General features: G+C 53.7%; 22 protein-coding genes. 9 read left to right on the plus strand and 13 right to left on the minus strand.

Features of this window, described 5'->3' with window-relative positions; genetic code table 11:
* Nucleotides 1-2 precede the first annotated feature (2 nt).
* On the minus strand, nucleotides 3-893 hold the full coding sequence (locus R0137_RS09285; RefSeq protein ID WP_407326141.1) for an alpha/beta fold hydrolase: 891 nt from the start codon (nucleotides 891-893) through the stop codon (nucleotides 3-5).
* A 34-nt stretch (nucleotides 894-927) separates the two neighbouring features.
* A complete protein-coding gene (locus R0137_RS09290) occupies nucleotides 928-1707 on the minus strand; it encodes a crotonase/enoyl-CoA hydratase family protein (protein WP_407326142.1) in 780 nt (259 codons plus the stop codon).
* A gap of 170 nt (nucleotides 1708-1877) precedes the next feature.
* Here R0137_RS09290 and R0137_RS09295 point away from each other — a divergent pair, with 170 nt between their 5' ends.
* Both R0137_RS09295 and R0137_RS09300 read left to right on the plus strand, forming a co-directional pair.
* On the plus strand, nucleotides 1878-3914 hold the full coding sequence (locus tag R0137_RS09295) for a prolyl oligopeptidase family serine peptidase (RefSeq protein ID WP_407326143.1): 2037 nt from the start codon (nucleotides 1878-1880) through the stop codon (nucleotides 3912-3914).
* Nucleotides 3915-3928: 14 nt separating this feature from the next.
* On the plus strand, nucleotides 3929-5542 hold the full coding sequence (locus R0137_RS09300) for a phytoene desaturase family protein (RefSeq protein WP_407326144.1): 1614 nt from the start codon (nucleotides 3929-3931) through the stop codon (nucleotides 5540-5542).
* A gap of 61 nt (nucleotides 5543-5603) precedes the next feature.
* Here the strand turns inward: R0137_RS09300 and R0137_RS09305 are convergent, their stop codons facing one another.
* Nucleotides 5604-6644 (minus strand): mechanosensitive ion channel domain-containing protein, encoded by a 1041-nt coding sequence (locus R0137_RS09305; protein ID WP_407326145.1) that lies wholly within the window; start codon nucleotides 6642-6644, stop codon nucleotides 5604-5606.
* On the minus strand, nucleotides 6641-8041 hold the full coding sequence (locus R0137_RS09310) for an FAD-binding oxidoreductase (protein ID WP_407326146.1): 1401 nt from the start codon (nucleotides 8039-8041) through the stop codon (nucleotides 6641-6643). Before R0137_RS09310 ends, R0137_RS09305 begins: the two co-directional genes overlap by 4 nt.
* 189 nt (nucleotides 8042-8230) lie before the next feature.
* On the opposite strand from R0137_RS09310, the gene R0137_RS09315 reads away from it, so the two are divergent.
* Nucleotides 8231-9382: a methionine aminotransferase gene (locus R0137_RS09315; RefSeq protein WP_407326147.1), complete on the plus strand. Its 1152-nt coding sequence runs from the start codon at nucleotides 8231-8233 to the stop codon at nucleotides 9380-9382.
* Nucleotides 9370-10158 (plus strand): amidohydrolase, encoded by a 789-nt coding sequence (locus R0137_RS09320; RefSeq protein ID WP_407326148.1) that lies wholly within the window; start codon nucleotides 9370-9372, stop codon nucleotides 10156-10158. Before R0137_RS09315 ends, R0137_RS09320 begins: the two co-directional genes overlap by 13 nt.
* A 501-nt stretch (nucleotides 10159-10659) precedes the next feature.
* On the opposite strand, the gene R0137_RS09325 is transcribed toward R0137_RS09320, so the two are convergent.
* Genes R0137_RS09325 through R0137_RS09350 form a run of 6 tightly spaced genes read right to left on the minus strand, consistent with a single transcriptional unit; the run spans nucleotide 10660 to nucleotide 16439 of the window.
* Nucleotides 10660-12414, minus strand: coding sequence for an ABC transporter substrate-binding protein (locus R0137_RS09325; RefSeq protein ID WP_407326149.1), 1755 nt, complete (start codon nucleotides 12412-12414; stop codon nucleotides 10660-10662).
* Between the two features lie 44 nt (nucleotides 12415-12458).
* Complete coding sequence (locus tag R0137_RS09330; RefSeq protein WP_407326150.1) at nucleotides 12459-12731, minus strand: DUF2160 domain-containing protein; 273 nt, start codon at nucleotides 12729-12731, stop codon at nucleotides 12459-12461.
* Nucleotides 12728-13552 (minus strand): carbohydrate ABC transporter permease, encoded by an 825-nt coding sequence (locus R0137_RS09335; RefSeq protein WP_407326151.1) that lies wholly within the window; start codon nucleotides 13550-13552, stop codon nucleotides 12728-12730. The genes R0137_RS09330 and R0137_RS09335 overlap by 4 nt, the downstream gene beginning before the upstream one ends.
* On the minus strand, nucleotides 13545-14414 hold the full coding sequence (locus R0137_RS09340) for a carbohydrate ABC transporter permease (RefSeq protein ID WP_407326152.1): 870 nt from the start codon (nucleotides 14412-14414) through the stop codon (nucleotides 13545-13547). Before R0137_RS09340 ends, R0137_RS09335 begins: the two co-directional genes overlap by 8 nt.
* The gene (locus R0137_RS09345; protein WP_407326153.1) at nucleotides 14401-15483 is read right to left on the minus strand and encodes an ABC transporter ATP-binding protein; all 1083 of its coding nucleotides are present in this window, start codon (nucleotides 15481-15483) and stop codon (nucleotides 14401-14403) included. Before R0137_RS09345 ends, R0137_RS09340 begins: the two co-directional genes overlap by 14 nt.
* Complete coding sequence (locus tag R0137_RS09350; protein ID WP_407326154.1) at nucleotides 15483-16439, minus strand: ABC transporter ATP-binding protein; 957 nt, start codon at nucleotides 16437-16439, stop codon at nucleotides 15483-15485. The genes R0137_RS09345 and R0137_RS09350 overlap by 1 nt, the downstream gene beginning before the upstream one ends.
* 227 nt (nucleotides 16440-16666) lie before the next feature.
* Between R0137_RS09350 and R0137_RS09355 the strand changes: the two genes are divergently transcribed.
* Nucleotides 16667-17095, plus strand: a complete 429-nt coding sequence (locus R0137_RS09355) for a PaaI family thioesterase (RefSeq protein ID WP_407326155.1) — start codon at nucleotides 16667-16669, stop codon at nucleotides 17093-17095.
* A gap of 65 nt (nucleotides 17096-17160) precedes the next feature.
* On the plus strand, nucleotides 17161-17553 hold the full coding sequence (locus tag R0137_RS09360; RefSeq protein WP_407326156.1) for a VOC family protein: 393 nt from the start codon (nucleotides 17161-17163) through the stop codon (nucleotides 17551-17553).
* Between the two features lie 77 nt (nucleotides 17554-17630).
* Here R0137_RS09360 and R0137_RS09365 read toward each other — a convergent pair whose 3' ends face one another.
* Both R0137_RS09365 and R0137_RS09370 read right to left on the minus strand, forming a co-directional pair.
* Entirely contained in the window at nucleotides 17631-18020 is a 390-nt protein-coding gene (locus R0137_RS09365; protein WP_407326157.1) for a hypothetical protein, read from the minus strand.
* Nucleotides 18021-18060: 40 nt separating this feature from the next.
* Nucleotides 18061-18609 (minus strand): DUF2058 domain-containing protein, encoded by a 549-nt coding sequence (locus R0137_RS09370; protein ID WP_407326158.1) that lies wholly within the window; start codon nucleotides 18607-18609, stop codon nucleotides 18061-18063.
* 201 nt (nucleotides 18610-18810) lie between these two features.
* Between R0137_RS09370 and R0137_RS09375 the strand changes: the two genes are divergently transcribed.
* Nucleotides 18811-20553: an isocitrate/isopropylmalate family dehydrogenase gene (locus tag R0137_RS09375; protein ID WP_407326159.1), complete on the plus strand. Its 1743-nt coding sequence runs from the start codon at nucleotides 18811-18813 to the stop codon at nucleotides 20551-20553.
* Nucleotides 20550-22331, plus strand: coding sequence for a carboxylesterase/lipase family protein (locus R0137_RS09380; RefSeq protein ID WP_407326160.1), 1782 nt, complete (start codon nucleotides 20550-20552; stop codon nucleotides 22329-22331). The genes R0137_RS09375 and R0137_RS09380 overlap by 4 nt, the downstream gene beginning before the upstream one ends.
* A gap of 6 nt (nucleotides 22332-22337) precedes the next feature.
* Here R0137_RS09380 and R0137_RS09385 read toward each other — a convergent pair whose 3' ends face one another.
* Nucleotides 22338-22700, minus strand: coding sequence for a VOC family protein (locus R0137_RS09385; protein ID WP_407326161.1), 363 nt, complete (start codon nucleotides 22698-22700; stop codon nucleotides 22338-22340).
* Nucleotides 22701-22824: 124 nt separating this feature from the next.
* Between R0137_RS09385 and R0137_RS09390 the strand changes: the two genes are divergently transcribed.
* On the plus strand, nucleotides 22825-23607 hold the full coding sequence (locus R0137_RS09390) for a transglutaminase family protein (protein ID WP_407326162.1): 783 nt from the start codon (nucleotides 22825-22827) through the stop codon (nucleotides 23605-23607).
* Nucleotides 23608-23620 lie beyond the last annotated feature (13 nt).

Here is a 23620-nt window from a genome sequence, read left to right on the forward strand (position 1 = left end):
GCCTACGCGCGCTGGGCAACGCTGTGGATTCCATCTGCAATTTCCTGTAGCAGAGGCGTGGGCAAGTCGTGCGCCATGCCGGGTAGTATCCTTAGCTCGCTGTCGTTTAGGTGTTTTGCCGTGTCGACGCCGCACTCCACTTTGACCAGCGTGTCTTCTTCACCATGAATAATGAGCGAAGGGGCTTCTACGGTGCGCAATAACTTCCGTCGGTCCTTTGCAACGATGATGGCAGCAAGCTGTCGTGCGACCCCTTCGGGGTAGTAGCCGCCGCGGTGAACGGCGTCGGTCGCCGTTTGGCGAATCTCAGCGTCATCTTTGGGGTGCGTACGGCTTTGAAGTGCTTTCCTAACACGAACGTTCCTCTCGATGATTGACGCCAGGTCATTCGGGTCATCTGGCTTAAGCAGCAAAGCTTTTGTGGCCTCGCGGTCCGCCCGTGGAAGTGATCGATGACCTGTCGTAGACATGATGGACGTGAGACTCAGCGTGCGCTCGGGGTAATGCGCCGCTATCAGCTGAGCGATCATACCTCCCATAGATGCGCCCACGACATGAGCTTGCTCTATATTTAGAGCATCCAGCAGGCCTATGGCATCCGCGGCCATGTCGTCTAATGTGTAGGGAGCTGGTGCGGGCATTTTCAGCGTCTTGAGAATGACGAGTCCCGGGATGTTTGGCATTCGCTTGTGATCGAGGCGGCTTGATAAGCCGATATCACGATTGTCAAAGCGCAATACGTGGTATCCATGCTCGACGAGGGATTCGCAGAATGCCGGCGGCCATCCTGTCAGTTGCGTGCCGAGCCCCATGATCAGCATGACCGTGGGATTACCGGGGTCGCCGTGGGTCTCATACTCGATGGAGATATCGTTAACGTTAATGTTTGGCAAAACAGTGCATCCCATTTAGGTCAAAACGTGGTTTTTAGCGCCCGGTGAACTGTGCCTTGCGACGCTCCATGAAGGATTGCACGCCTTCAGCGGCATCCTCGCTTTGCATTATGGGAACGAGCTGCGTGAATATTTGCCTGGCACAGGCGTCGCGATCATTCTCTAAAGAGTAGCGGCTCGCAGATAACAGGCCTTGCACTCCCAGGGGGGCAGCGTCTGCGACAGAGCGTGCAAGCTCGAGCGCGCGATCAATTTGCGCACCGGGCTCTGTTAGCTCCTGAACCATTCCCCAGCGCAACGCGTCTTCTGCGCTCCAGCGATCCCCGGTGAGAAGGACACGTTGCGCATTCCCCCAGCCAATCTCTCTGGGTAGTCGATAGGTAGCGCCACCGCAGGGAAACAAGCCGCGTTGAACTTCTAGCATTTGGAACTGGGTGTCGTTGGCGGCAACGCGGATCTCGGTGTTTAGCAGCATCTCGACACCCCAGGTAAAGCAGTAGCCCTGTACCGCGATCACAACCGGCTTACTGTGCTGTGGTCCTGTAACGCCCATGGGATCGATTCTGCCTTCTCCTATGGGCCAGCCTTCGCCTCCGCCAAAGTAGGGAGCCCATTGGTCCAGCTCAACTCCAGCGGTGAAATTGCGGCCTTCCGCAGAGATCACAGCCACGCGTAGATCTGGATCATTCTCCAGTCGATGGAGTGCCTCGGCTAGTACGCCATACATTTCCAGACTCAATGCGTTGTATTTTTCGGGTCGGGTAAGATGCAGATGCATTATGTGATCTTTGGTAGTGACTTCCACTTGTGACATGGACGGTTTCTCCTTCGAAAGGGTATTAGTATTGTTCACGAGGTCGTAAAGGTTAAACGATTCCGCAAGCCTAGTTGGCACCGAATTGAAAAAAAACTTAAAGGCGATAAAACTAAGCGTTCAAGCCAGCGCAGCGCAGTGACGCAGATTTAATTTCTGGATGGTGAGTGATGAGTACGAGAATTCTATTTTTAGGAATGGCGGTGTTACTGATGGCATGCACAGAGCAAAGTGGTGATGGAACTCAAAGTTCAAGGAATGAGTCGCAGAAGGAAGTGACGCCCACCGAGCTGGCTTTTGGAAGTTGGCCGTCGCCCATTACGGCCGCTTCGCTGGTCGAAGGCGCTCGTGGTATCGGCGGTCTTATTAAAGATGGCGAAGACTTCTTTTGGCTAGAGTCTCGGCCGGAACAGGGAGGGCGCAATACCATCATGCGCTGGAAGCCCGGTGCGGATCCTCAGGAGATACTTAGCGAGCCGTTCAATGTGAGGACGCGTGTGCAGGAGTACGGAGGTGCTTCTCTATTAGTACACGGTGGTGTCCTCTGGTTTAGCAACTTTGCTGATCAGCGTATCTACCGGTTCGTACCTGGGGAAGCACCGGTAGCTATCACTCCGCCCGCCGATCTTCGCTTTGCAGGCTGCAGCTTTGATGAACCGCGAGAACGCTTGCTGTGCATTCGAGAGGATCACCGTGGTCTAGGAGAGCCGGTGAATAGCCTCGTAGCTTTGGCACCGAATCAGGAAGATGAAGGCACCGTGTTGTTCTCAGGCACTGATTTTGTGTCTGCGCCACGCTTGTCCGCAGACGGGAGTCGCATCGCTTTCACCAGCTGGATGCACCCTAACATGCCGTGGGATAGCACCACCTTGCATAGCGCGAGTTTTGACGAGCGAGGAGCACTGGTAAACCTGCAAACGCACAACAGTGACAGCGATGAATCTGTTATCGATCCGCAGTGGCGTGAAGACAATACGCTGGTTGCGATTTCTGACAGAGATAATTGGTGGAAACCCTATGTTGTGGTGGGCTCTTCCTTTACAGCTATTGAAACGGGTATGGAGGAAGTAGAGATAGGCGGCCCCGACTGGAGTATTGGAAGTCGCTACTACTGGTTTTTGCCCGACGGAAAAATGTTGCTGGTTGCGCGCAAGGGCAGTGTCGAGCAGTTGGTACTCTTAGACGACAGTGGCTCGCGGCGAATCCTGCAAACTAGCGCCGTCAGTTATGGCAGCCTGGTTTTTGATCAGGGGCAGCTATATTTCACAGCAGGCTTTGCTGATCAACCATCGGCGCTGGTTCGTGCTGGACTCGACGGAACGATTACCGATGTCATCCGCCGATCTTCTGATACTGCGTTAGCTGCAGATTGGATATCAGGATATGAGCAGGTGACGTTCCCACTGCCATCCGGCGGCGAGGCCTACGGGGTGTACTTCTCGCCGAAAAACCCCGTCGCAATGGCTCCCAAGGGGACTGCGCCACCGCTGATTGTTAGCGTGCACGGTGGTCCCACAGGTGTGGCTGGCGTTAGCTATCGTCCTGAACATTACTACTGGACCAGTCGTGGATTTGCGGTACTGGATCTCAATTATCGTGGGAGCACTGGATTTGGCCGAGAGTATCGTCGCGCGCTTTATGGACAATGGGGTATTACCGATGTGGAAGATGCTTCTGCGGGAGCAGCCTGGCTTGCTGAGCAAGGCTTGGCTGACCCGGATCGTCTGATTATTCGCGGCGGTAGTGCCGGCGGTTACACGACACTAGCGGTGCATGCTTTCTACGATACCTTTGCGGCGGGGGCATCCTATTTTGGCGTATCGGACGTCGAAGCTCTTGCCAAGGACACGCATAAGTTCGAATCTCGTTACTTGGATCAACTGGTAGGGCCTTATCCGGAACGAAAGGACCTCTATGTTGAGCGGTCTCCCATTAATCATCTTGAGGGCTTTAGCGCGCCGTTGTTATTGCTGCAGGGGCTTGATGATCCCATCGTTCCTCCCAATCAGTCTGAGATGATTTACGACGCGCTTAAGAGTCGGGGCGTGCCGACTGCTTACGTAGCTTTCGAAGGTGAGTCTCACGGCTTCCGTAAGGCAGAGAACCAAATTGCGGCGCGAGAGGCGGAGTTGTACTTCTACGCCAAGGTGCTGGGGCTGAATCCTGCGGATGAACTGCCGGGAATCACCATCGATAACCTAGACTGAGCTTAGTGTCGGTTATGGATACGGCTACGAGTAACGCGACGGATGCGATTGTAATCGGGGCAGGTCACAACGGCCTTTGCTGTGCGGCGTACCTTGCCCGAAGTGGTCTCACGGTTAGAGTGCTCGAACGAAGAAGCGTTGTGGGTGGCGCGGCTTTAACTGAGGAATTTCATCCGGGCTTTCGCAATTCTGTATTTTCCTATCTCGTGAGCTTGCTGGATCGCTCAGTAATGTCAGATCTCGAACTAGACAAACACGGACTCACGCTTATCAATCGTCCGGGGGGCTCTCTTTCTTTGCTCCCTAACGATCATATGTATCTCCCAAGGGATACCAAAGCGGCACAGGCTGCCATTGCGCGTTTTTCGAAAGCAGACGCTGAGGTCTATCCCGCCTTCGAAGACATGCTGGAGGATATGGGAAAGCTGGTTCGAGGTGTTGCGAGAGAGATTCCGCCCAACTTTGATGGTGGCTGGGGCGATGTCTGGAAGCTCATCCGGCAGGCGAATGCCTTTAGACGCTTATCCAGTGAGCGTCAGATCGAGCTTAGTGAGCTGATGACCATGTCCATTGGAGATCTGCTCGATCGTTGGTTTGAGACTGACGTCGTAAAAGGGCTTTACGGCTTTGAGGGCATTATTGGCAACTATGCGAATGCCTACACGCCGGGTACGGCCTATGTACTTCTCCATCACGTCTTTGGAGATATCGATGGTCGAACGGGCGCCTGGTCCTATGCCAAAGGCGGCATGGGCGCCATCACACAGGCCATGGCCAGTTATTGTGAATCTTTGGGCGTGGAAATTCTCACCGATGCAGGCGTGGCTAGTGTTGAGATGGAGAAGGGCGCAGCGAAGGGTGTCGTGCTCGAAGATGGTGGCGCATTTTCCGCAAATGTCATCGCGTCCAACACGCATCCGAAGGTCCTCTTTGGAAAACTTATTGACACCGCGGAAACCCCGCCAGCTTTTAAGCACAGAATAGAGGCTTACCAGAGCGAGTCTGCGACCTTTCGTATGAACGTGGCCTTGTCCGAACTTCCTAGGTTTCATACTGTGGAACACGATGACATTGGTCTTACCGCGATGCAGAACACCATCGATATATGTCCCTCCCTGGACTACATAAACTGCGCCTATGACGAGGCTAAGCAGCAGGGCTGGGCGACAAGCCCCGTGATCTCCATGTGTATACCTACCTTGGTCGACGATTCTCTGGCTCCGACCGGGCAGCATGTCATGAGCCTGTTCTGTCAGCACTTTCGTCGCCATCTACCCAATGACCGGTGTTGGGACGACGTTAAGGAGCAGGTTGCCGACATTGTGATTGATACCGTTGCAAAGTACTCGCCGAACTTTCGCCGCGCGATCCTGGGGCGGCAGATCAATTCGCCACTCGATATAGAAAGAAAGCTCAATATGATCGGTGGGGACATCTTCCACGGGAAGTTGTCACTGAATCAAATTTTCTCATTGCGCCCCGTCGGTGGCTATGCGGATCACCGAATGCCCGTGAAAGGTGTTTATCTTTGCGGTTCAGGAGCTCATCCGGGAGGTGGTGTGTCAGGCTTGCCCGGGAAAAACGCCGCTAGCGTGATTATCAGGGATAGGAAGCGAGGTTTAGTTTAGGGCGTCTTAATCGAGCCCTAAGTAAAGAGTAAAGGCCAAAAAAGAGTAACGCTGCTATCGCTCAGGCTTCGCTCTTTGCTCTGGCTAACGCTCGCTTCAACAATTCTTCAAGACGACCCTGTTTTCGTTTCAGCGCAGATTTTCTGTTTTCGTAGTCTTCCTGAGGATCTGGACTTAAGTTATCAAGCGCGTCTTCGGTCTCTTGTAGGGCCTCTCGAATCTTCTCCACTGAGGCGGCATCTTCGGCTTTGTCAAAAGCAATATCTTCAGCAAGGGTCTCTACATCGCTCATGGCGCGGTGCCGGCTTTTCGTGGGGAGTACCTTTTGGTTCGCAGAAAGTTGGCGGGTATTCATGAAGTTCGGAGAGACGATCTCAATTCCTTCGTCGCTCAGGGCATCCAACATTGCCGTCAGGAGAGACGACTTGGCGGAGATCAGGCTGCGGATGTCCTCTAGAAGCCCGGCAACCCTGTAGGTAACCGCAAAGTCGCCGAGCTCGCGCACGTGGACAAAGCAGTCAGTCAAACCCGCAGTCTCTGCCGCCGCCAGTAATGCTTTCTTGGCATGGGTGTGGGAAACGTCATAGCCGAGCGAGACTTCGCCGGTAATGATCGAGCCTGACGCTCGTACAACCTTAAGGGGTTGGGTGACCATGAAAATATTGGGCACCGTCACGAGGTCTCTAAACTCGGTTTGAATCTCAGTATGGAGCAAATCCATCTCGGTAATCCGGCCCGTGAGATCCGCTACGGTGATGAAGTCTCCGGGACGGGCTTTGCGGATGGCCTTGAGCATAATGCCCGCGAGGATATTGCCAATAAACGTAGTCGAGGATAAGGCGATAGCCGCGCTAAGCAGAAGGCCCATTAGGCTCAGTAGCTGTCCGCGCAGCGCATCGCCAACGGGGAGGGCGGCTACCACGGCGAGGCCTCCCGCGAGCGTGAGCCCCAGCATGATTAGCTGAAACTGAAACTGCGCCTCCGGCTCTTCCTTCCAGCGTTGCCGCAGAAAGGCGTTCACAGTCACAAGAATCAACAGGGCGATAGCAACTGTCGCCAGCAGCGGCAAAAAGGGGGTCGCCAGATCGATAAACGCGCTCATAGCGAAGGACTTTGTATGGGGTCAATAACTTTGCCGGGGTTAAGTATCCCCAGGGGGTCCATGGCTGCTTTCAGAGTCTGCATGAGGCGAATCTCGGTCTCGGAGCGGGATAAATGAAGATATGGTTTCTTTTCAAGTCCAATGCCGTGTTCTGCAGACACTGATCCGCCGATGCTTTCCAGGGGTTGATACACAGCATGTTCTATCGTTTTCCGGTGCTGCTGGGCCTTCCCATCAGGAGTCTGCACGATGATGTGAAGATTCCCATCCCCCAGGTGTCCAAAAATCCAGCAAACGCTGTCTTCGAGTTGCGCCTCCAAAGAAGACTTTACTCCAGCCGTGTAGCTCTCCATTGCTGATACCGGGAGAGATACGTCGAAGATAACAGGGGGGCCATCCCGAAACGTTTGCTCGACGTCATCGCGGATCGCCCACAGGTTTTGTCGCTCTGTAGACGACTTTGCAACGATGGCGTCGACGATCAACCCATCCTCAAGAGCACTCTCGAGGGCCATTTCAAAACGTCGCTCGTCCAATTCCTGATTGCTGCCCTGCGCCTCGATGAGCGCATAGTAGGGATACTCTGAAGGCAGAGGACGCCGATTCTTGGCAGGAGCTTCCGTGACGAGACTGTAGAAGTTTTTCCATAGCACTTCGTAGGCAGAAAGGGCGCCGCCCAGCTCTCGATCCGCATGCTTCAGCATTTTGGGTACCGACTCAAAACTATTGAACGCCACGAAGGCTATGTTCTCTGAACTAGGAGCCTCTCGGAGTCGCAGGACCAGTCGTGTAATGACGCCCAGGGTGCCCTCGGTACCCAAAAAGAGTTGCTTGAGGTCGTAGCCGGCATTGTTCTTGATAAGGTGATTCATCGACGAGACTACTGTGCCGTCGGCTAATACAGCCTCTAGCCCCAGCACCATATCGCGCATCATTCCGTAGCGGATCACCCGATTACCACCTGCATTGGTCGCGGCGTTGCCGCCGACCGTCGCGGTTCCTCTGCCACCGAGATCCAAAGGAAAGAAAAGATCATGCTCCTCGGCAGATTCCTGCACCGTTTGGAGTGTCACGCCTGCTTCAACAGTCGCCGTCCGTTGCAAGGGGTCGATGCTTTCGATGCTTCGCATGCGCTCAAGCGAGAGTATGAGTTGATCGGGCGAGGCATCCGCGCCATGGACAAGCCCCGTCAATCCACCTTGGGAAACAACGGAGACCTTGTGTTTGCTGCAGAGCTTCAAAACCTTAGAGACTTCCTCGGTGCTTCTAGGCCTTGCAATAGCGAGGGCGCACAAAGCATCGCTCCGCCAGACACCGGCGGCTCGCCCGGTAACATCTGAGCCTGTTAGGAGACCACCCGGGCTCAGAGCGTCATCTAACTCTTCAAGCAGATTCATTATGCGTTTCCCGAAACATCGTCTCTAAGCACGAGCCTTAACCTTAGGTCCCTCGCTGTCCGTTTCAAAGCAACTTGGCTCAATTGCAGATACCGAGGGTTCAGTCTACTACGAGTCCCATAGCTCTTATGCACATTTGCTACTAATAGCTGTTGTATCCTCTGCTTATTCAAGCAACGCAGACAAATCATGAGTGCTCCGCTGATAAGCAAGCTGCCTCGAGTCGGGACGACTATTTTTACCCGCATGTCGGGTTTGGCACAGGCGCACAACGCCTTGAACCTCTCTCAAGGTTTTCCGGACTTTTCTCCACCCGAGGGGCTGGCTCAGGCGCTGGGTGAACACGCTATGAGAGGTCATAATCAGTATGCGCCCATGGCGGGCCTTCCGCGCTTACGCGAAGCGATCGCTGGGCAGTTGGCATTGCATCGGAATGTGGCGGTGGATGCGGATACGGAGATTACTGTTGTCCCTGGGGCGACCGAGAGTATTTTTTGCGCGATCACCGCTGTGGTGACGCCGGGTGACGAAGTCATTGTGCTCGATCCCGTCTATGACAGCTATGAGCCTGCGGTAGAACTTGCGGGAGGACGCACAGTGCATGTGCCCTTAAGGGCGGGGTCCTTCGACATTGACTGGGTAAAAGTAGAAAAAGCGATCACCAAGCGTACAAAGCTGTTCATGCTCAATAGTCCTCACAATCCCTGCGGAAGCGCTGTATCGGCTAAAGATTTGGATATTCTTGGGGAGCTTGCGCAGAAACACGGTTTCCTTGTTTGCAGTGATGAGGTGTATGAGCATCTGGTTTATGACGGGCGCAAGCACTGCAGTGTGCTGCAGCATCCGGTGCTAAGAAGCAGGAGTTTTGCACACTTTTCCTTTGGCAAGACCCTTAGTGTAACGGGATGGAAGACGGGCTATTGTGTTGCGCCACCGGAGTTAACCAGGGAGCTAAGAAAAGTACATCAGTACGTAGCTTTTGTAGCGGTAACGCCTGTTCAGCACGCCTTGGCGGATTTTCTGGAAACCCAGCCCGATTATCCCTCGAGTCTCGCGGGTGACTATCAGCGCCGTAGAGATCTTTTTATAACAGCTCTCTCTGGCTCAAGGTTCTCTTGGACACCGGCTGCGGGGAGCTATTTTCAATTGCTGGATTACAGCGACATCAGTGACGAAGCTGATACAGAGCTAAGCGAACGTTGGACACGAGAGTTAGGTGTCGCCTCCATCCCTGTATCGGTGTTTTACGAAACGCCACCAGAGCAGCGTGTTTTACGTTTCTGTTTTGCAAAGTCAGACGAAGTGCTGCTGGAGGCAGCGGAGCGATTATGCGCGATTTAAGAGTGACCTTAGTGCAACAAGCTTTGGTGTGGGAAGACCCTGTAGCTAACCGAGAGAATTTGGCCAGAGTGCTACACGCGGCCAAGCTACAAACAGATCTCATCTTGCTGCCTGAAATGTTTACCACGGGCTTTTCTATGAACGCAGAGGCTAACGGGGAGCCGGCGGGCGGCGAGACGCAAGATTGGTTGCAGTCTCAAGCACGGATCTTTGACTGCGCGATTGCGGGTTCGGTGGCGACACGGGATCACGGCGGCGTCTTTAACAGACTGCTGTTTGCGACTCCCGATCGTGTTGAGACCTATGACAAGCGTCACTTGTTTCGTATGGCGGGAGAGCACAACCACTATGCTTCGGGGAATAAGCGCGTCGTTTTAGAATGGCGTGACTGGAGAATAAAGCCCGAGATCTGCTACGACTTACGTTTTCCGGTGTTTAGCCGCAATCGAGATGATTATGACTTGTTGTTTTTCGTGGCGAACTGGCCGTCAGCCAGAGCGCACCACTGGCGGGCACTTTTGCAGGCGCGTGCTATCGAAAACCTGGCCTGTGTGGTCGGCGTGAACAGGGTAGGGGTAGATGGAAATGCCCTGGAGTATAGCGGTGACAGCATGGCCTTTGATCAGCACGGATCAGTGCTTCTGGATTTAGGCTCTCACGCTGCGGTGGAAACAGTGTGCTTCAGCGCCGCGGCACTCATGGATTATCGAGATGCGTTTCCTACGGCGCTGGATGCGGACCGCTTCACAGTGGAGCTGGAAGCGGTAGGGGAATAACTTGCCGGTGAGATCCACTGTTGGTGGACGCACCTGCGATCTCGTAAGCAGCTGCTAATGGCCGAAGTTATTTCGGCGTTACTGCTGATACGGGTCGGTTCTGCAGTAGATGGCATGAGGGATCTCCAAGGTGCGTGCAATAAGGCACCAAGTCACAGGTTTTGAGGCACTCGGAGTATTTCTCACCAAATGCACGGGTTTGCGGCGGAGGGGTACGTCGCACGGGTAGATCTAAAAGAGTCACAATGTCCATGCCTCGACATTAGCGTCACTCGTCTACGCGTTCACCTGCGATAAAGACAAAGCGCGAAATTGATCACACTTTCGCGCTGCTTAATTCCTGGTTGTGAAGGGGGTCACACTATGTATTTGGCATGCTCACAACAAAGATCCCGCGTTCAAGAGAACTCTGCTCTGAATGAGGAACCTGCGCATGGGCCGTTCCCAAACCAAGGGCAACAAGCCCAGAATAGAAAGCCGCCGTCGACGGCCAAAAGTTGGTCATCCCTCAGCCCAGACTTTAATGAGTTCGTCATAAGGAACGGTTTCGCCTTGGGGTTTTTCGTTAGCAAGCTTTGCTTTCGGGGCTCCCGGCTGGTCAAACCAGTACTGATTATCCCGAGGCTCGTTTAGTGCGGGTCCGCACTCCCCAAGCACACCGTGTTGCTCGAGACGGCCCATAATACGGTCTTGCTGTTCAGCGAGGGTGTCCATAGCGACCTGTGGTGTTACCTCCCCACTTACTGCGTTCGCTACGTTTGCCCACCATAGCTGAGCTAGCTTGGGGTAATCGGGAACGTTGGTCCCTGTGGGTGTCCATAAGGTTCTCGCGGGACTCCGATAGAACTCAACAAGGCCTCCCAGTTTCGGAGCAAGATCTGTCATCGCTTGGGCATCCAGATCAGATTTGCGAATGGGAGTCAGGCCTACCAGAGTCTTCTTCAGCGACACTGTTTTTGCAGTGACGAACTGTGCGTAAAGCCACGCCGCTTTGCGTCTCTCCAATGGTGTGCTCTTGAGTAAAGTCCAGGATCCTGTGTCCTGATAACCCAGCTTCATTCCCTCGCTCCAGTAAGGACCATGAGGCGAAGGCGCCATGCGCCATTTTGGAGTGCCGTCTTCATTAACCACCGCTAACTCAGGTTTGATCATGTCCGCGGTAAATGTCGTGTACCAGAATATTTGCTGCGCGATGTGCCCTTGCGCTGGAACAGGCCCTGCCTCGGAGAAAGTCATGCCACCCGCTTCCGGAGGGGCAAAGCGCCTCAGCCAGTCCATGTACTTTGATAGCGCGTAGACGGCAGCTGGGCCGTTAGTGGCGCCACCGCGGCTGACGCTGGAGCCCACGGGCCTACAATCCTCAACACGTATTCCCCACTCGTCTACGGGCAAGCCATTGGGGATTCCCGCGTCGCCAGCTCCCGCCATGGAGAGCCAAGCGTCGGTAAAGCGCCATCCCAATGAGGGGTCTTTTTTGCCGTAATCCATGTGGCCGTATACGCGTTCGCCGTCGATCTCTTTCACGTGCGCACTGAAGAACTCAGCAATATCTTCATAGGCAGACCAATTCACCGGAACGCCGAGAGGGTAGCCATAGATCATTTCGAACTGTTCCTGAATAGCCGGCGTTGTAAACCAGTCGTAGCGGAACCAGTAAAGGTTAGCGAATTGTTGATCCGGGAGCTGGTAGATTTTTCCGTCGGGACCAGTGGTAAAGCTGATACCAATAAAGTCTTGCAGATCTAAGGTGGGGGAGGTCACCGCTGCACCGTCGCCTGCCATGAAGTCAGTGAGCGGAACCACATAACCATAGCGAGCATGAGTGCCAATTAAGTCAGAGTCGTTGACGTACGCATCGTAGACGTTTTCGCCGGTTTGCATTTGAGTCTGCAGTTTCTCGATGACATCGCCTTCCTGAATGAGGTCGTGAGTGACCTTGATGCCAGTAATGTCGAAAAACGCTTTAGTGAGCTGCGTGCTTTCGTATTCGTGAGTCGTCAGACTTTCTGAGGCGACGTTAATCGACATTCCTCGCAGGTCTTTTGCTGCGGCCGTGAACCAGGCCATCTCCGCGAGTTGCTCGTCGCGGGAGAGCGTTGAGGGTTGGAATTCGTCAACCCAATCCGCCGCGTTGGCGATAAAGTCCGCCGGAGAACTAACGGGAGCGTCGGTGGCTTGGTCAGAGCATCCTGCAAGGTTGCCTGCGAAGAGAACGACGAACGATGTAACCGCGGTGAAGAAGTGCGAAGTTTTCACGATGATTGCTTACCCTGACTGCTCGAGCGCTCAGTATAAAGAGCTTAGCCCCAGCGCATAAGTAGCGCGGCCCAAACCGCTGAGAGAGCCGACGCGACGACAAGTCCGTCCGTAAGCAGACCAAGCCACAGCAGATGGATAAAAGCGGCGCTAAGGAGGCTGATGAAAAACCGATCGCCGCGGGTTGTCGCGAAAGGTAAGAAGCCGCTTTCACGGACAGTGGGGCGAAGGAGCTCCCAAACAGTGAGAATCACAAGCCCTGTTGCGATGCTTCCAAAGAAGATTGCCGTTGGCGTCGTCCACGCCATCCAGCTCATGACACTCGTCCCAGAGCGAAGCCCTTTACCAGGTCCTTGCGCACGAACCAGACCACCAAGACCCCCGGCAGTACCGTTAGAACCCCGGCAGCGGCCAGCACCCCCCAGTCTATACCCGAGGCACTGACGGTTCTGGTCATCACGACCACGATTGGTTTTGACGACGCTCCGGACAATGTGCGAGCCAGGAGGAGTTCCACCCAACTGAACATAAAGCAGAAGAACAGCGTCACACCAATGGCACCGCGATTGATCGGTAGAAACACACGCACAAAAAAGTACAGAAAACTGTGTCCATCGATCTGTGCCATTTCGTCGAGCTCTGTGGGCACGCCCGAGAAGAAACCTTCCAGAATCCAAACAGACAGAGGCACAGTAAAAAGGCAATGTGCCAGTGCGACGGCAAGGGGTGTATCGAACAGACCGATGGCAGAATAGAGCTGAAAAAACGGTAGAAGAAACACTGCCGGCGGTGCCATCCGATTTGTCAGAAGCCAAAAGAACAGCTGTTTGTCACCAAGGAATCGGTAGCGAGAAAACGCATAAGCAGCAGGGATAGCCACGGCCAGGGAGATTAGCGTATTGATAGATACATAACTTAAGGAGTTGATGAAACCCTCATACCAAACCGGATTGGAAAAAATCTCGGCAAAGTTTGCCAGCGTTGTTGTCGGGGGAAGGAAGGAAAAATCGCCTACGATATCGGCGTTGCTACGCAGCGACATGGACAGTAGCCAGTAGAGCGGCAGTAACAGATACACACCGTAGAGGATGAGTATCCCGCGGCTGATCCCCAGTCTATTTGTCGTCGGCCTATTCATCGTCGCTACGCACCACGCTTGTATAGAAAATCCAGCAAAACAAGAGAATGAATAGAAAGTAAACCACGGAGAATGCGGCTGCAGGCCCAAGATCAAACTGACCTACGGCCATAGTCGCCAGATGTTGGCTAAGCATCGTAGTTGCGTTCCCGGGACCACCTCCGGTCAGTACAAAGGGCTCTGTATAGATCATAAAGCTGTCCATGAGCCGAAGGAGTACGCCGATGATCAATACTCCACGCAGTCTTGGTAACTCCACGTAGCGAAAGACCTGCCAGCGATTTGCGCCATCTAGCTCCGCGGCCTGATAGAAGGGTCCCGGGATAGACGTCAGTCCCGCAAAGGACAGCAATGCAATGAGGGATGTCCAGTGCCAGACATCCATCGCGACGAGAGTAAGCCAGGCGTGCAGCGGCTCAGCGGTGTAGTTATAGTTGATCCCAAGAGCATTGATGCTCCACCCTAGGAGCCCAATGTCGGACCGGGCAAACACCTGCCAAATGGTGCCCACAACATTCCATGGTATGAGAAGAGGTATGGCCAAAAGTATCAGTATGAGTGAGGTAAAACGACTGTCTTTGGGTATCCCTTTTGCGACGGCCACACCCAGGGGTACCTCGATGGCTAATATGGTGAGGCTGAAGGCCACTTGTCGAAGGAAGGCCTCTATAAAGCGCGGATCGTTCAGTGTCTCCCGGTACCACTCAAAACCCACGAAGAATCGAGCGTTGAAATCGAGGATGTCCTGTACGGAGTAGTTCACGACTGTCATCAGCGGGATCGCCGCGCTGAACGCCACTACCAAGAGCACCGGAAGTACCCCCAGCCATGCTCGATTGTTTTGTGGTTTAAAGGAACTCAATGTCTCTTACCTTACGCTGACCGTTGTAACCAACGCAGCGTGTCAGCTGTACCTTTAAGCGATCCCCGGCCTTAAGCGTGCTTTCTGGGATTTCGCCCTGTATGGCTATTTCTCCGTGTGCGGTGGCCAGGGTGATTAATCCAAAGGGCTTTCCCTGTTGCGCTCCCTGTATGCGAGTGCGCAACACTCTGCCCGTGATGGCACCCGCGATGACGCCCCCGGTAGAAGTCGCCCCGGGGGCGTCGGCCTCCGCGCCTTCCAAAAAGCCCGGAGCCACCCACTCGGGACGAAAACCTGCGCGTTCCACGCCGCTGATTCCCAGTGCTTCCGCGGGTAGAAAGTTCATTCCCGGGCTACCCACAAAGTGCCCGACAAACTCATGAGTGGGAGATGAATACAGCTCTTGGGGAGTGCCTGTTTGCACGATGCCGCCAGCGGAGAGTATGGAGACTCGGTCAGCAAAGGTAAGGGCTTCTGTCTGATCGTGGGTCACGTAGATCATGGTGACTTTTAGATCGGCTTGCACCCGACGTAGGGTCTGACGCAAGCGCCACTTTGTCCGCGGCTCGACCGCGGTGAGAGGCTCATCTAAAAGAACCATACTGACATCCGGCCAAGCCAGGGCTTTACCCACAGCAACCAACTGCTTTTGGAAAAGCGAGAGAGTCGCCGGCTTTCGGGCACGAATGTCGTCAATTTCCAGCTCTTTACAGATGTAATCTATTCGTTGGGAAATCAGTGTTGCGTCTGCTTTACGTGTCTTGAGCGGAAAAGCCAGATTCTCAGCTACGCTTAAGGACTCGTATAACACGGGGAACTGAAAAACCTGAGCAACATTCCTCCGTCTCCCGGAAAGTTCAGATACGTCTTCGCCGTCGAAGCAAAGACTGCCGGTGGTGGGCACCAAAAGTCCCGACAAAATATTCAGCAGTGTGGTTTTTCCTGCGCCGCTGGCACCGAGGAGAGCATGAGCTTCACCATTGGCAATCTCGAGGTTGAGATTAGCCAACGTTTCGTCTGTCGCGCCGGGATATCTAAAACTCAAATCGTTGAGGCTGATATCCGCCATCAGAACTGAACCACGTCACGTTCTGCTGCGCCGACTTTGAGAGCTTGCCCGATTTGAGGGGATAACATGCCGCTGTGTCGGAGCACCCAGTCATTACCGTCTACCTGGCCGTGAATATAGGATTCGCTGCCGCTGGTTTCGAAAGCACTCACCTGCATATCAAAACTTAAGGCGCTTGAGGAAACATGCTCCGACACGAGATAAAGGTGCTCCGGTCGCAGCGCGCAGGATTTGCCATCGCGCTGAAAGCGGTTGATGTCCGGGTCAGCCAGCAGCGCCATAGCTTCAAAGGAGTTAGGGTTTTGGTAGACCTCGAGAGGAGGGCCAGATTGTATTTTCTGACCCCTATCGAGAAGCAGTAACTGATCACCCAGGGTGAAAGCGTCTCGAGGGTCGCTGCTGGTGTAAACGACGATGGTGTTGGAGGCATGAAGGAGTTCACGGAGCTCTACTTCCAAGGCCTCGCGTAGTTTGAAATCCAGATTAACGAGTGGCTCATCCAGCAGTAAGACCCGCGCATCTTTCGCCAGCGCGCGAGCAATGGCCAAGCGCTGTTGCTGGCCCCCGGAGAGTTCACTGGGGTAACGCTCAAGAAGTGCCTGAATATGCAGCTTCTCTGCCAGTGACGCTACCGTGCGGCTGATGACGTCGCTATTGGCCTTTTTGGCTCTCAGCGGAGATGCAATGTTTTCAAAGACCGTAAGGTTGGGATAGTTCACAAAGGCTTGATAGACCATGCTCACAGCACGCTGCCGCGGATGCAGAGAGTCCAAGGGCTTGCCGTCAAGATGCACTGAGCATTGAGCTCGAGTGTTCAAGCCTGCTATCAGCCTGCACAGGTCGGTTTTGCCTGACTGGTTGGCTCCTAACACCACGGAGATTTCTCCGGGTGTAAAGCTGTGAGCGAAGCGATCCTCTCCGTCGGGTTTGAGTGAAACATCGCTTAGGCTGAGCATGGGGGTATTGGTTTATCCATCATGTTTTGGTTCTTTTCGACAGCTTTGGATGCTACACGCTGAAGGCTCTAGTCACCACGGCGATATGTGCTTATGGTTTGACCCGGATTATCGACATTCTTCAAAAAGTGCGATCATGCCGCAGAAGAAATTTTACGCTGAAATTTAACGGCCTCGGGGGGCGAGCTCATAGTGACACTTTTTGACAGTACGGGGAGTAACCGCGTTTGACTCAGCCACCGAACGGATTCGAGTCACTTGTTCGCACAAGCCCATATCTTGAGTTGCTCGGGCCTTTGTTCAACAGTCGGCGTGGAAAAGAACTTGTTTTAGGGTTTTTTGCTCAAGAGAAGCACTGCAACGCACGGGGTTTGGTGCATGGTGGTGTGTTTAGTAGCGTGGCCGATGTCGCCTTGGGTTACAGTGCCGCGCTCTCGGGAGAAGATTCTGTGCCGATGGTGACAGCGAGTCTCAATGTCGACTATGCGGGCTCCGCAAAATTAGGCGACTGGATCGAAGTGCATACCGATGTACAGCACGTAGGTCGACGAATGGCCTATGCCAACGCGTACTTCTCCGTGAAGGAAAGACGGATTGTGCGTGCTAGTGCGGTGTTCAGCGTGACAAACACTGATTCATCGAAAAAGCCCGACTGAGCCCGACCCAGCGCGAGCAGTAAGGCGTATATAAGAACATTCAATTCAGAAGAGGAACGAGCAGTATGTTGAACCACTTGATGATCGGATCCAGCGATATTGAGAAAACCAAAGCCTTTTACAATGCGGTACTTGGCGTGCTGGGAGCGGGCGACCCCATCGAGCACACCAATGACACGGGGCAGAAGCGTCTTTTTTACATACATGACGGCACTACCTTTGGTATCAGCGAGCCGATCAACGGCGAAGCGGTAACTACTGCGAACGGTTCTACCATTGGTTTTCTCTGTAATTCGCCCGAGCAGGTCGTAGAACTTCACGACGTTGCCGTCGCTAACGGTGCGATTTCGGTCGAAGACCCTCCCGGACCGAGAAACAGCACCATGGGCGTGATGCACTTGAGCTACTTTTTGGATCCCGACGGCCACAAAATTTGCGGTATTCATCGTCCTAGTTAGCTGGTCGGCTAGCGCTCGCGGGGTGGCGTATAGGGCTCGCTCTCTTCTAGGAGCCTTTCGGGCATGTCGTTTTTTGCTCAGCCATCCGCGATGTTTACTTTCGCCGCTAGTGAGGATTCTTTTCGGTTAGAGATCGCGTAAGAGAGCGACACCAACAGCCCAAAAACTATGATGGCCAAAGAAAAATACGACCAAGGCAGGGTGAACAACTGAGAACGCATAAACTCGGGGTACTCTCTGGCGATCGAATCGAAAGCACGCAAGTGTGTAATTGAAACCAAGCCGAAAGATATCGCCCATGCTTGATATAGCAACGTAACTACGACGGCCTGTGTCTTAGAGAGTTTTGCACCTACAACATAAATCGTAGTTAGAAATGCAAAAGTCAGAGTAAGGTAAATGGTGAAGCTGTTCATCGCAGCGCTGGCGTGCGAATTGATCATTTCTATCACCTCAGGTTCGGTCATAAATCACTCCTCGCATTAAATGACACCTACATCACGCTCTTTACCACATAAGATCATCGGGGATTTCGTACTCCTTGTACCAGTCGCTTTCCTCGCCAGCGAGTTCCTCACCCGTGTCCTGAACGCAAAAGATTACGCGCTTTGCGTCGCGCTCTGCGATCTTGTTTGCCACTTCTGCGGGGATTAGTTCAAAGCTATCGGCAATTTGTGCGATAGCCACCTTTCCTGCGGCCAGGAGCTTTTGCTGTAGCGCAGACACGTAGAGCTTCTTGATTTTTTGTTCAGCGGTGAAGTTAAAGCCAATCTCGCCCCCACGCCGATCGAGCTTGTTTTTAGTGATTAGCTGCACGATTTGGGCTTCGATAGCTTTTCGCTGGGCTTCGTCGTTGAGGGCTTGATTGAGCTCCCGGTCCCGCGCAACTTTCTGTTCCCGAGCTTGCTGCGCCGCGAGTTTCACTTCGTCCACCACCTCGGTGCGGGACTTATGTGCCGTGCGCTTCTTCTTGCGTTTTTCCTTGTCCAGCTTCTTTGCGGTTTTCGCGTCGCTGAGGCCGGCATTAAGTAACTGGTCTTGCAGTGATCCAGCCATTGTTCTCTCCTGGTAGAGCACTCACGATTGAGATGTTCACTTTGCGCAGGGAAAATACCGCTCGTGCCGGTGTTTTGCAAAGTGCCCGGCGTCCAAAAAGCCTTAGACACCAGTGGTGTTAGATCGGGTCGCAGCTTAGAATTGCAATCCTGCGCGTCAGTGGACACTCGACGCAGAACAATCTCATCAGGAGCGTAAATCGTGAGTACCAAGATAAAGGTCGAGAAGCCGTTAGTCATTCTTCACGGCGATGAAATGGCGCAGATCGCCTTCGAACGTCTTCTCGAGCAGTTTGTCACCTCTCGGCTCGATATCAAGCTCCTTGAGGTCGATCTGTCTGCTGAAAAGCGCTTTACCAGTAATGGTCAGGTTGTTCTGGAGGCCATCGACGCTTTAAAAGAGCACGGAATAGGTATTAAGAATGCGGGTATGACGGTCAATCGTAGCCAACTCGATGACTTGTTAGAGAAGCATCCGCAGATCAAGGAGTCGGAGCTCGACAAACTGGCGACGAAGTCCCCCAATGGAGCGATCCGAAAGGGTATCGGGGGCAATATCACTCGAGAAGATATTGAATTTCGAAACCTTACGAGCGTCCGCCCGGATTGGGTAAATCGTGATATCGAAGTTGATACCATGGAGAGTGGTGGGCTGGACTTTAGTTATAGCGAGCTGTCGAATGCCACGGGCGTCGCCAAAGTCATGTTTGTGGGAAGCAGTGGCGACCCGGTGGAATTGCATCGACGTACCCTAAAGAAGGGTGACCCCTGGATGCTGGCGAACAACAGCCTCGAGGAAGTAGAGGCCTGGGCGCATCGGTTCTTTCAGCGGGCATTGGATGAAAAGCGCGATATCTATCTGGGCTTAAAGGATACGGTGGTACCGGGTTACGACGGTGTGATGCGCGCCGCTATCGAAGCCATTTACGAAAGTGATTATAAAGAGAAGGTGGCGGCGGCGGGCTTGAGTTATCACTACGAGCTGATTGATGCTCAGGCAGCTCGCATTGTTTCAAATCCGCCGGAACGTGCGCTGTGGGGTGTGCCTGATAACGTGAGTGGCATGAAGCTTTACAAGCTGGTTCAGCAGCTTAAGCACTATGGCCTGCCTGAGCGTAAAGCCAACGTCTCCATTTCTCGGATGAGTGCGGGTGGCGGAGATCAGTACGGCAGCTACAACACGCCAGCACCAGAAGATGGAATCATCAAGGTCGTGGTCGACGGGGTGGAAAAACACGCCCGCATGGTGAAAGCCCAGGACCCGATTCTCTTCATGTCTAATGATCGCGACGCGATAAAAGATTGGGTGAAGCAGGTGTTTCGCGATGCATCGATCTACAAGAAGGAAGTTTACTTTGGCTTGAAGCGAGAGTTCGTTAACTACGACGAGGTGTATAGCTCAATTATTCTGGAGATCCGACAGGAGCTGGCTGCATTAGATACGCCTCCACCTTCTTTCATGATCATGCGGCCCTCCAGACAATTGAGCAAGATGATCTGCGATCCACCGCGATGGGGCCTGTATCCGGCGCAAAATCTTGATGGTGATATTTTCTCTGACATCTCGGCCGCTTTGGGCGGGAGTCTCGCAACGGCAAGTTCCGTTATCAAGAGCAAGGATGGCACTTTGCTCTACGAGGCGCCTCATGGCACCGCGCACGACCTGTATCTGCAATATCTGGAGTCTGACGGCAAAGTCGCAAACTTCAATTCTTCGGCGCTGATTTTTGCTGTGGCCAATGCGTTGGAGGAGCTTGCGGGACGCGAAGGCAATCAACCGCTTGCAGGTTATGCCGAGTCTCTAAAAGCTGCTTTGATCGATACCGTAGCCCAGGGAATCATTACTGGAGATCTCAAGGGTAAAACCCTTGATCCGGAGAACGAAACGGTCGTGGATATGTACGGATTCCTCGACGCTATTGAAGGAAATCTCAATAAGTCATGAAGTATTGTTTACTAGCACTCTATGGCGCGATGTTGCTGGGATGTTCGGCGCCACCAGCACAAGAGTTGCCAGGAACACTGGTCTCTACAGAGAGCGGGCAGGTGCAGGGGGTCGACAGTGATCACCCGGTAGTGCGCTGGACAGATATTCCCTATGCGGAGCCTCCTGTTGACGATTTGCGTTGGCGTGCTCCTAAGCGCTTGGCAATGAGCCAGGAGCGTATCTATCCTTCGGAGAGCGATGTCCTTTGCCCGCAGGAGTCAGGGGAGATATCGGGTACCGAGGAGGGCGGCATTGTCGGGCAGGAGGATTGCCTGTATCTGGATGTCGTTGCACCTTTGGACTACGCCAACCGCAGTTATCCCGTGATGTTCTGGATTCACGGCGGGGGCAACACCTCGGGTCAAAAAGGTACCTACGATTACTCCGCGCTTGCGGCGCAAGAAGAAGTCGTGGTGGTAACGATCAACTATCGCTTAGGCCCCTTGGGCTGGTTTACCCACCCGGCATTGCAGTCTTCTGGCCAAGGCCTGGACGTCAGCGGAAACTTCGGCACTCTGGACATCATTGCAGCGTTAGAATGGACGCAAAGAAACATCGCGTCCTTTGGTGGTGATCCTGACAATGTGACCATTTTTGGCGAGAGTGCAGGGGGCCGAAATGTATATAGCATGCTGGCATCCCCTCTCAGTGATGGGCTCTTCCATAAAGCGGTAGCACAGTCTCCAACAGCTCAAAGTTATTCTCTTGAAGAAGCCTACAACGCCGAGATGGAGTTCCCCAATGTGAGTCGGGGCGCGTGGCAGGTGGTGCAGGAGTTAGGCAGAGATAACGCTACTGTGAGCGCCGATGACTTACGTAAACTGCCCGCCGAGGAACTGCTGCGTACTTACTCTGGCATTTACAAAGACCATGCTGAGCCACTGATCGTCAACGACGGCGAGGTGATCCCGGTCGAGGGCCTTATGGCTGCACTGGCCGATTCAAAGTATGCCAAAGACATTCCTGTAATCGCAGGTTCAAATAGAGATGAGGTGACTTTGTGGCTGGGCCTTAGTCGTTACTTTGCGGATGCAGATGAGGTTTTGTTCGGAGCACTACCCCCTAAGGTCAGCATCCGCGAACCTGAGCTTTTCCGTTATTGGGTAAAGCAGCGAGGTCGTGGTTGGAAGGTGCGATCTGTGGATCAGGCACTCAGCAATCTCGAGCATGCTGGATATAGCGACCTCTATGCCTATCGATTTGACTGGGACGAGCAGGCGGATAATTGGTTTGTACCGTTCTCACAAGTGCTGGGCGCCGCTCATGCCAGTGAAATCGCGTTTGTAATGGGTGCGCCTATGTATGGATCCGTAGGCGAATATATGTACCCGGAGACGGACTCTGCCGACGCCATGACTCAAATTATGATGAATGCTTGGGGGCAGTTTGCCCGCACGGGTTCTCCGGGTAGCGTCGAAGAATTAACTTGGCCGGAGTTTACGAGCGCCGAGCCGAAAGTGATGGTTCTGGACGCTGGCGCGGACACAGTGAAAGTGCTTCAGGACAGTCCCGGACTCGATGGTCTTCTTGACGAGGTTGCAGCAACTCCCTCACCGCTGAGTTCCACGGAGAATTGCATGCTCGTCTGGGAGTTGGTGACTACCGTGGGAGACGCTGCCTATGACGCCTACGAGCAGTGGAATGGCGGGAGCTGTGCATCCGTAGATGTGCCCGCCGAGAAGGCAGCGGTGCGGGCAGCACTTACTGAGAAGTACGGATCTCCCACCTTGTTTTAGTCTTTTCTAGTCTTCGGCAGGTTCGGTCCATACGGCGAGTTCGTTACCGCTTGGCTCGGTGAAGTGGAAACGCCGGCCGCCGGGGAATGAAAATATTGGTTTGGTGATAGTGCCTCCCGCGCTCACAATTTGGCGTTCTAAATTTTCGATCTCGTCCGTATACAGGACGATTAGCGCAGCGCCTGTGTCAGAGCAGGACGCGTGCTCTGATCTAAAAAAGCCTCCGTCCACGCCTTGATTCGAGAATGAAGAGTAGTCGGGCCCGAAGTCTTCAAAGGTCCAGCCAAAGACACTGCCAAAAAATTGCTTTGTCGCTTCCAGGTCTCGTGCGTGAAACTCAATATAGTTAATCGTGTTTTTTGTCGTCATAGCTACTTCCCTTGGGGTTACGCCATAGTCTGACGCTATTGTGCGTGCAAATCAGTATTAGCTGTAAGCACTGATTCAAGCCATACTCCATGAAGAATACCTCTAGCTACAAGGATGCCGGTACTTGATACTTCAGATTGATGCCCACTTGCACTACGCAGTTCAGGCGGAAACGGACATCATTCTGCAAATCACTGTGCCGAGCTTTGCGGATCAGCGGATACTCAGCGAAGAGCTGCTGCTGAGTGACTCGCTTCACAGCGGGTCCGTACTCGGCGAAGAACGGTTCGGCGAGCGAAAGCTTCTGCATATTGAGACGGATTTTGAGTGTAGCTATAGCGCCCGCGTTGAAGTTGATCGGCCACTTTTAGATGTAGCACAGCTCTCAGCTGTTGCGCCGCACAAGTTGCCGAGCGACGCCTTACGATATCTGATGCCCTCGCGTTACTGTCAATCGGATGAGTTGCAGAGCTTCGTTGAAGCTGAGTTCGGTGACAGTATTGGAGGGGAGCGCATCGCTCGTTTGCGAGACTGGATTTTTGAGCGCTTCCGCTACTCGTCGGAAAGCAGTAATAGCCAGACAACGGCAGTAGACACCTTTGTGCACCGTCAGGGTGTGTGCCGGGACTTTGCCCACGTGCTCATTGCGCTGGCTCGGGCCTCATCAATACCTGCGCGATTCGTGAGCGCCTACGCTCCCTACGTCACACCGCAAGACTTTCATGCCGTTGCAGAGGTGTACCTTGATCACACCTGGCATCTGGTAGACGCCACCGGCATGGCGGCGTCAAACCAGATTGCGCGCATCGGCGTGGGTTTAGACGCCGCAGAAGTGTCATTCTTGTCTAGCTTTGGGCCGCTGATGTTTCAGAATCAGTCTGTTCATGTGCGCGTTGAGAGTGAGTAATGTCGATAAGCTG

Source organism: Congregibacter brevis (assembly GCF_045689245.1).
GTDB lineage: Bacteria > Pseudomonadota > Gammaproteobacteria > Pseudomonadales > Halieaceae > Congregibacter > Congregibacter brevis.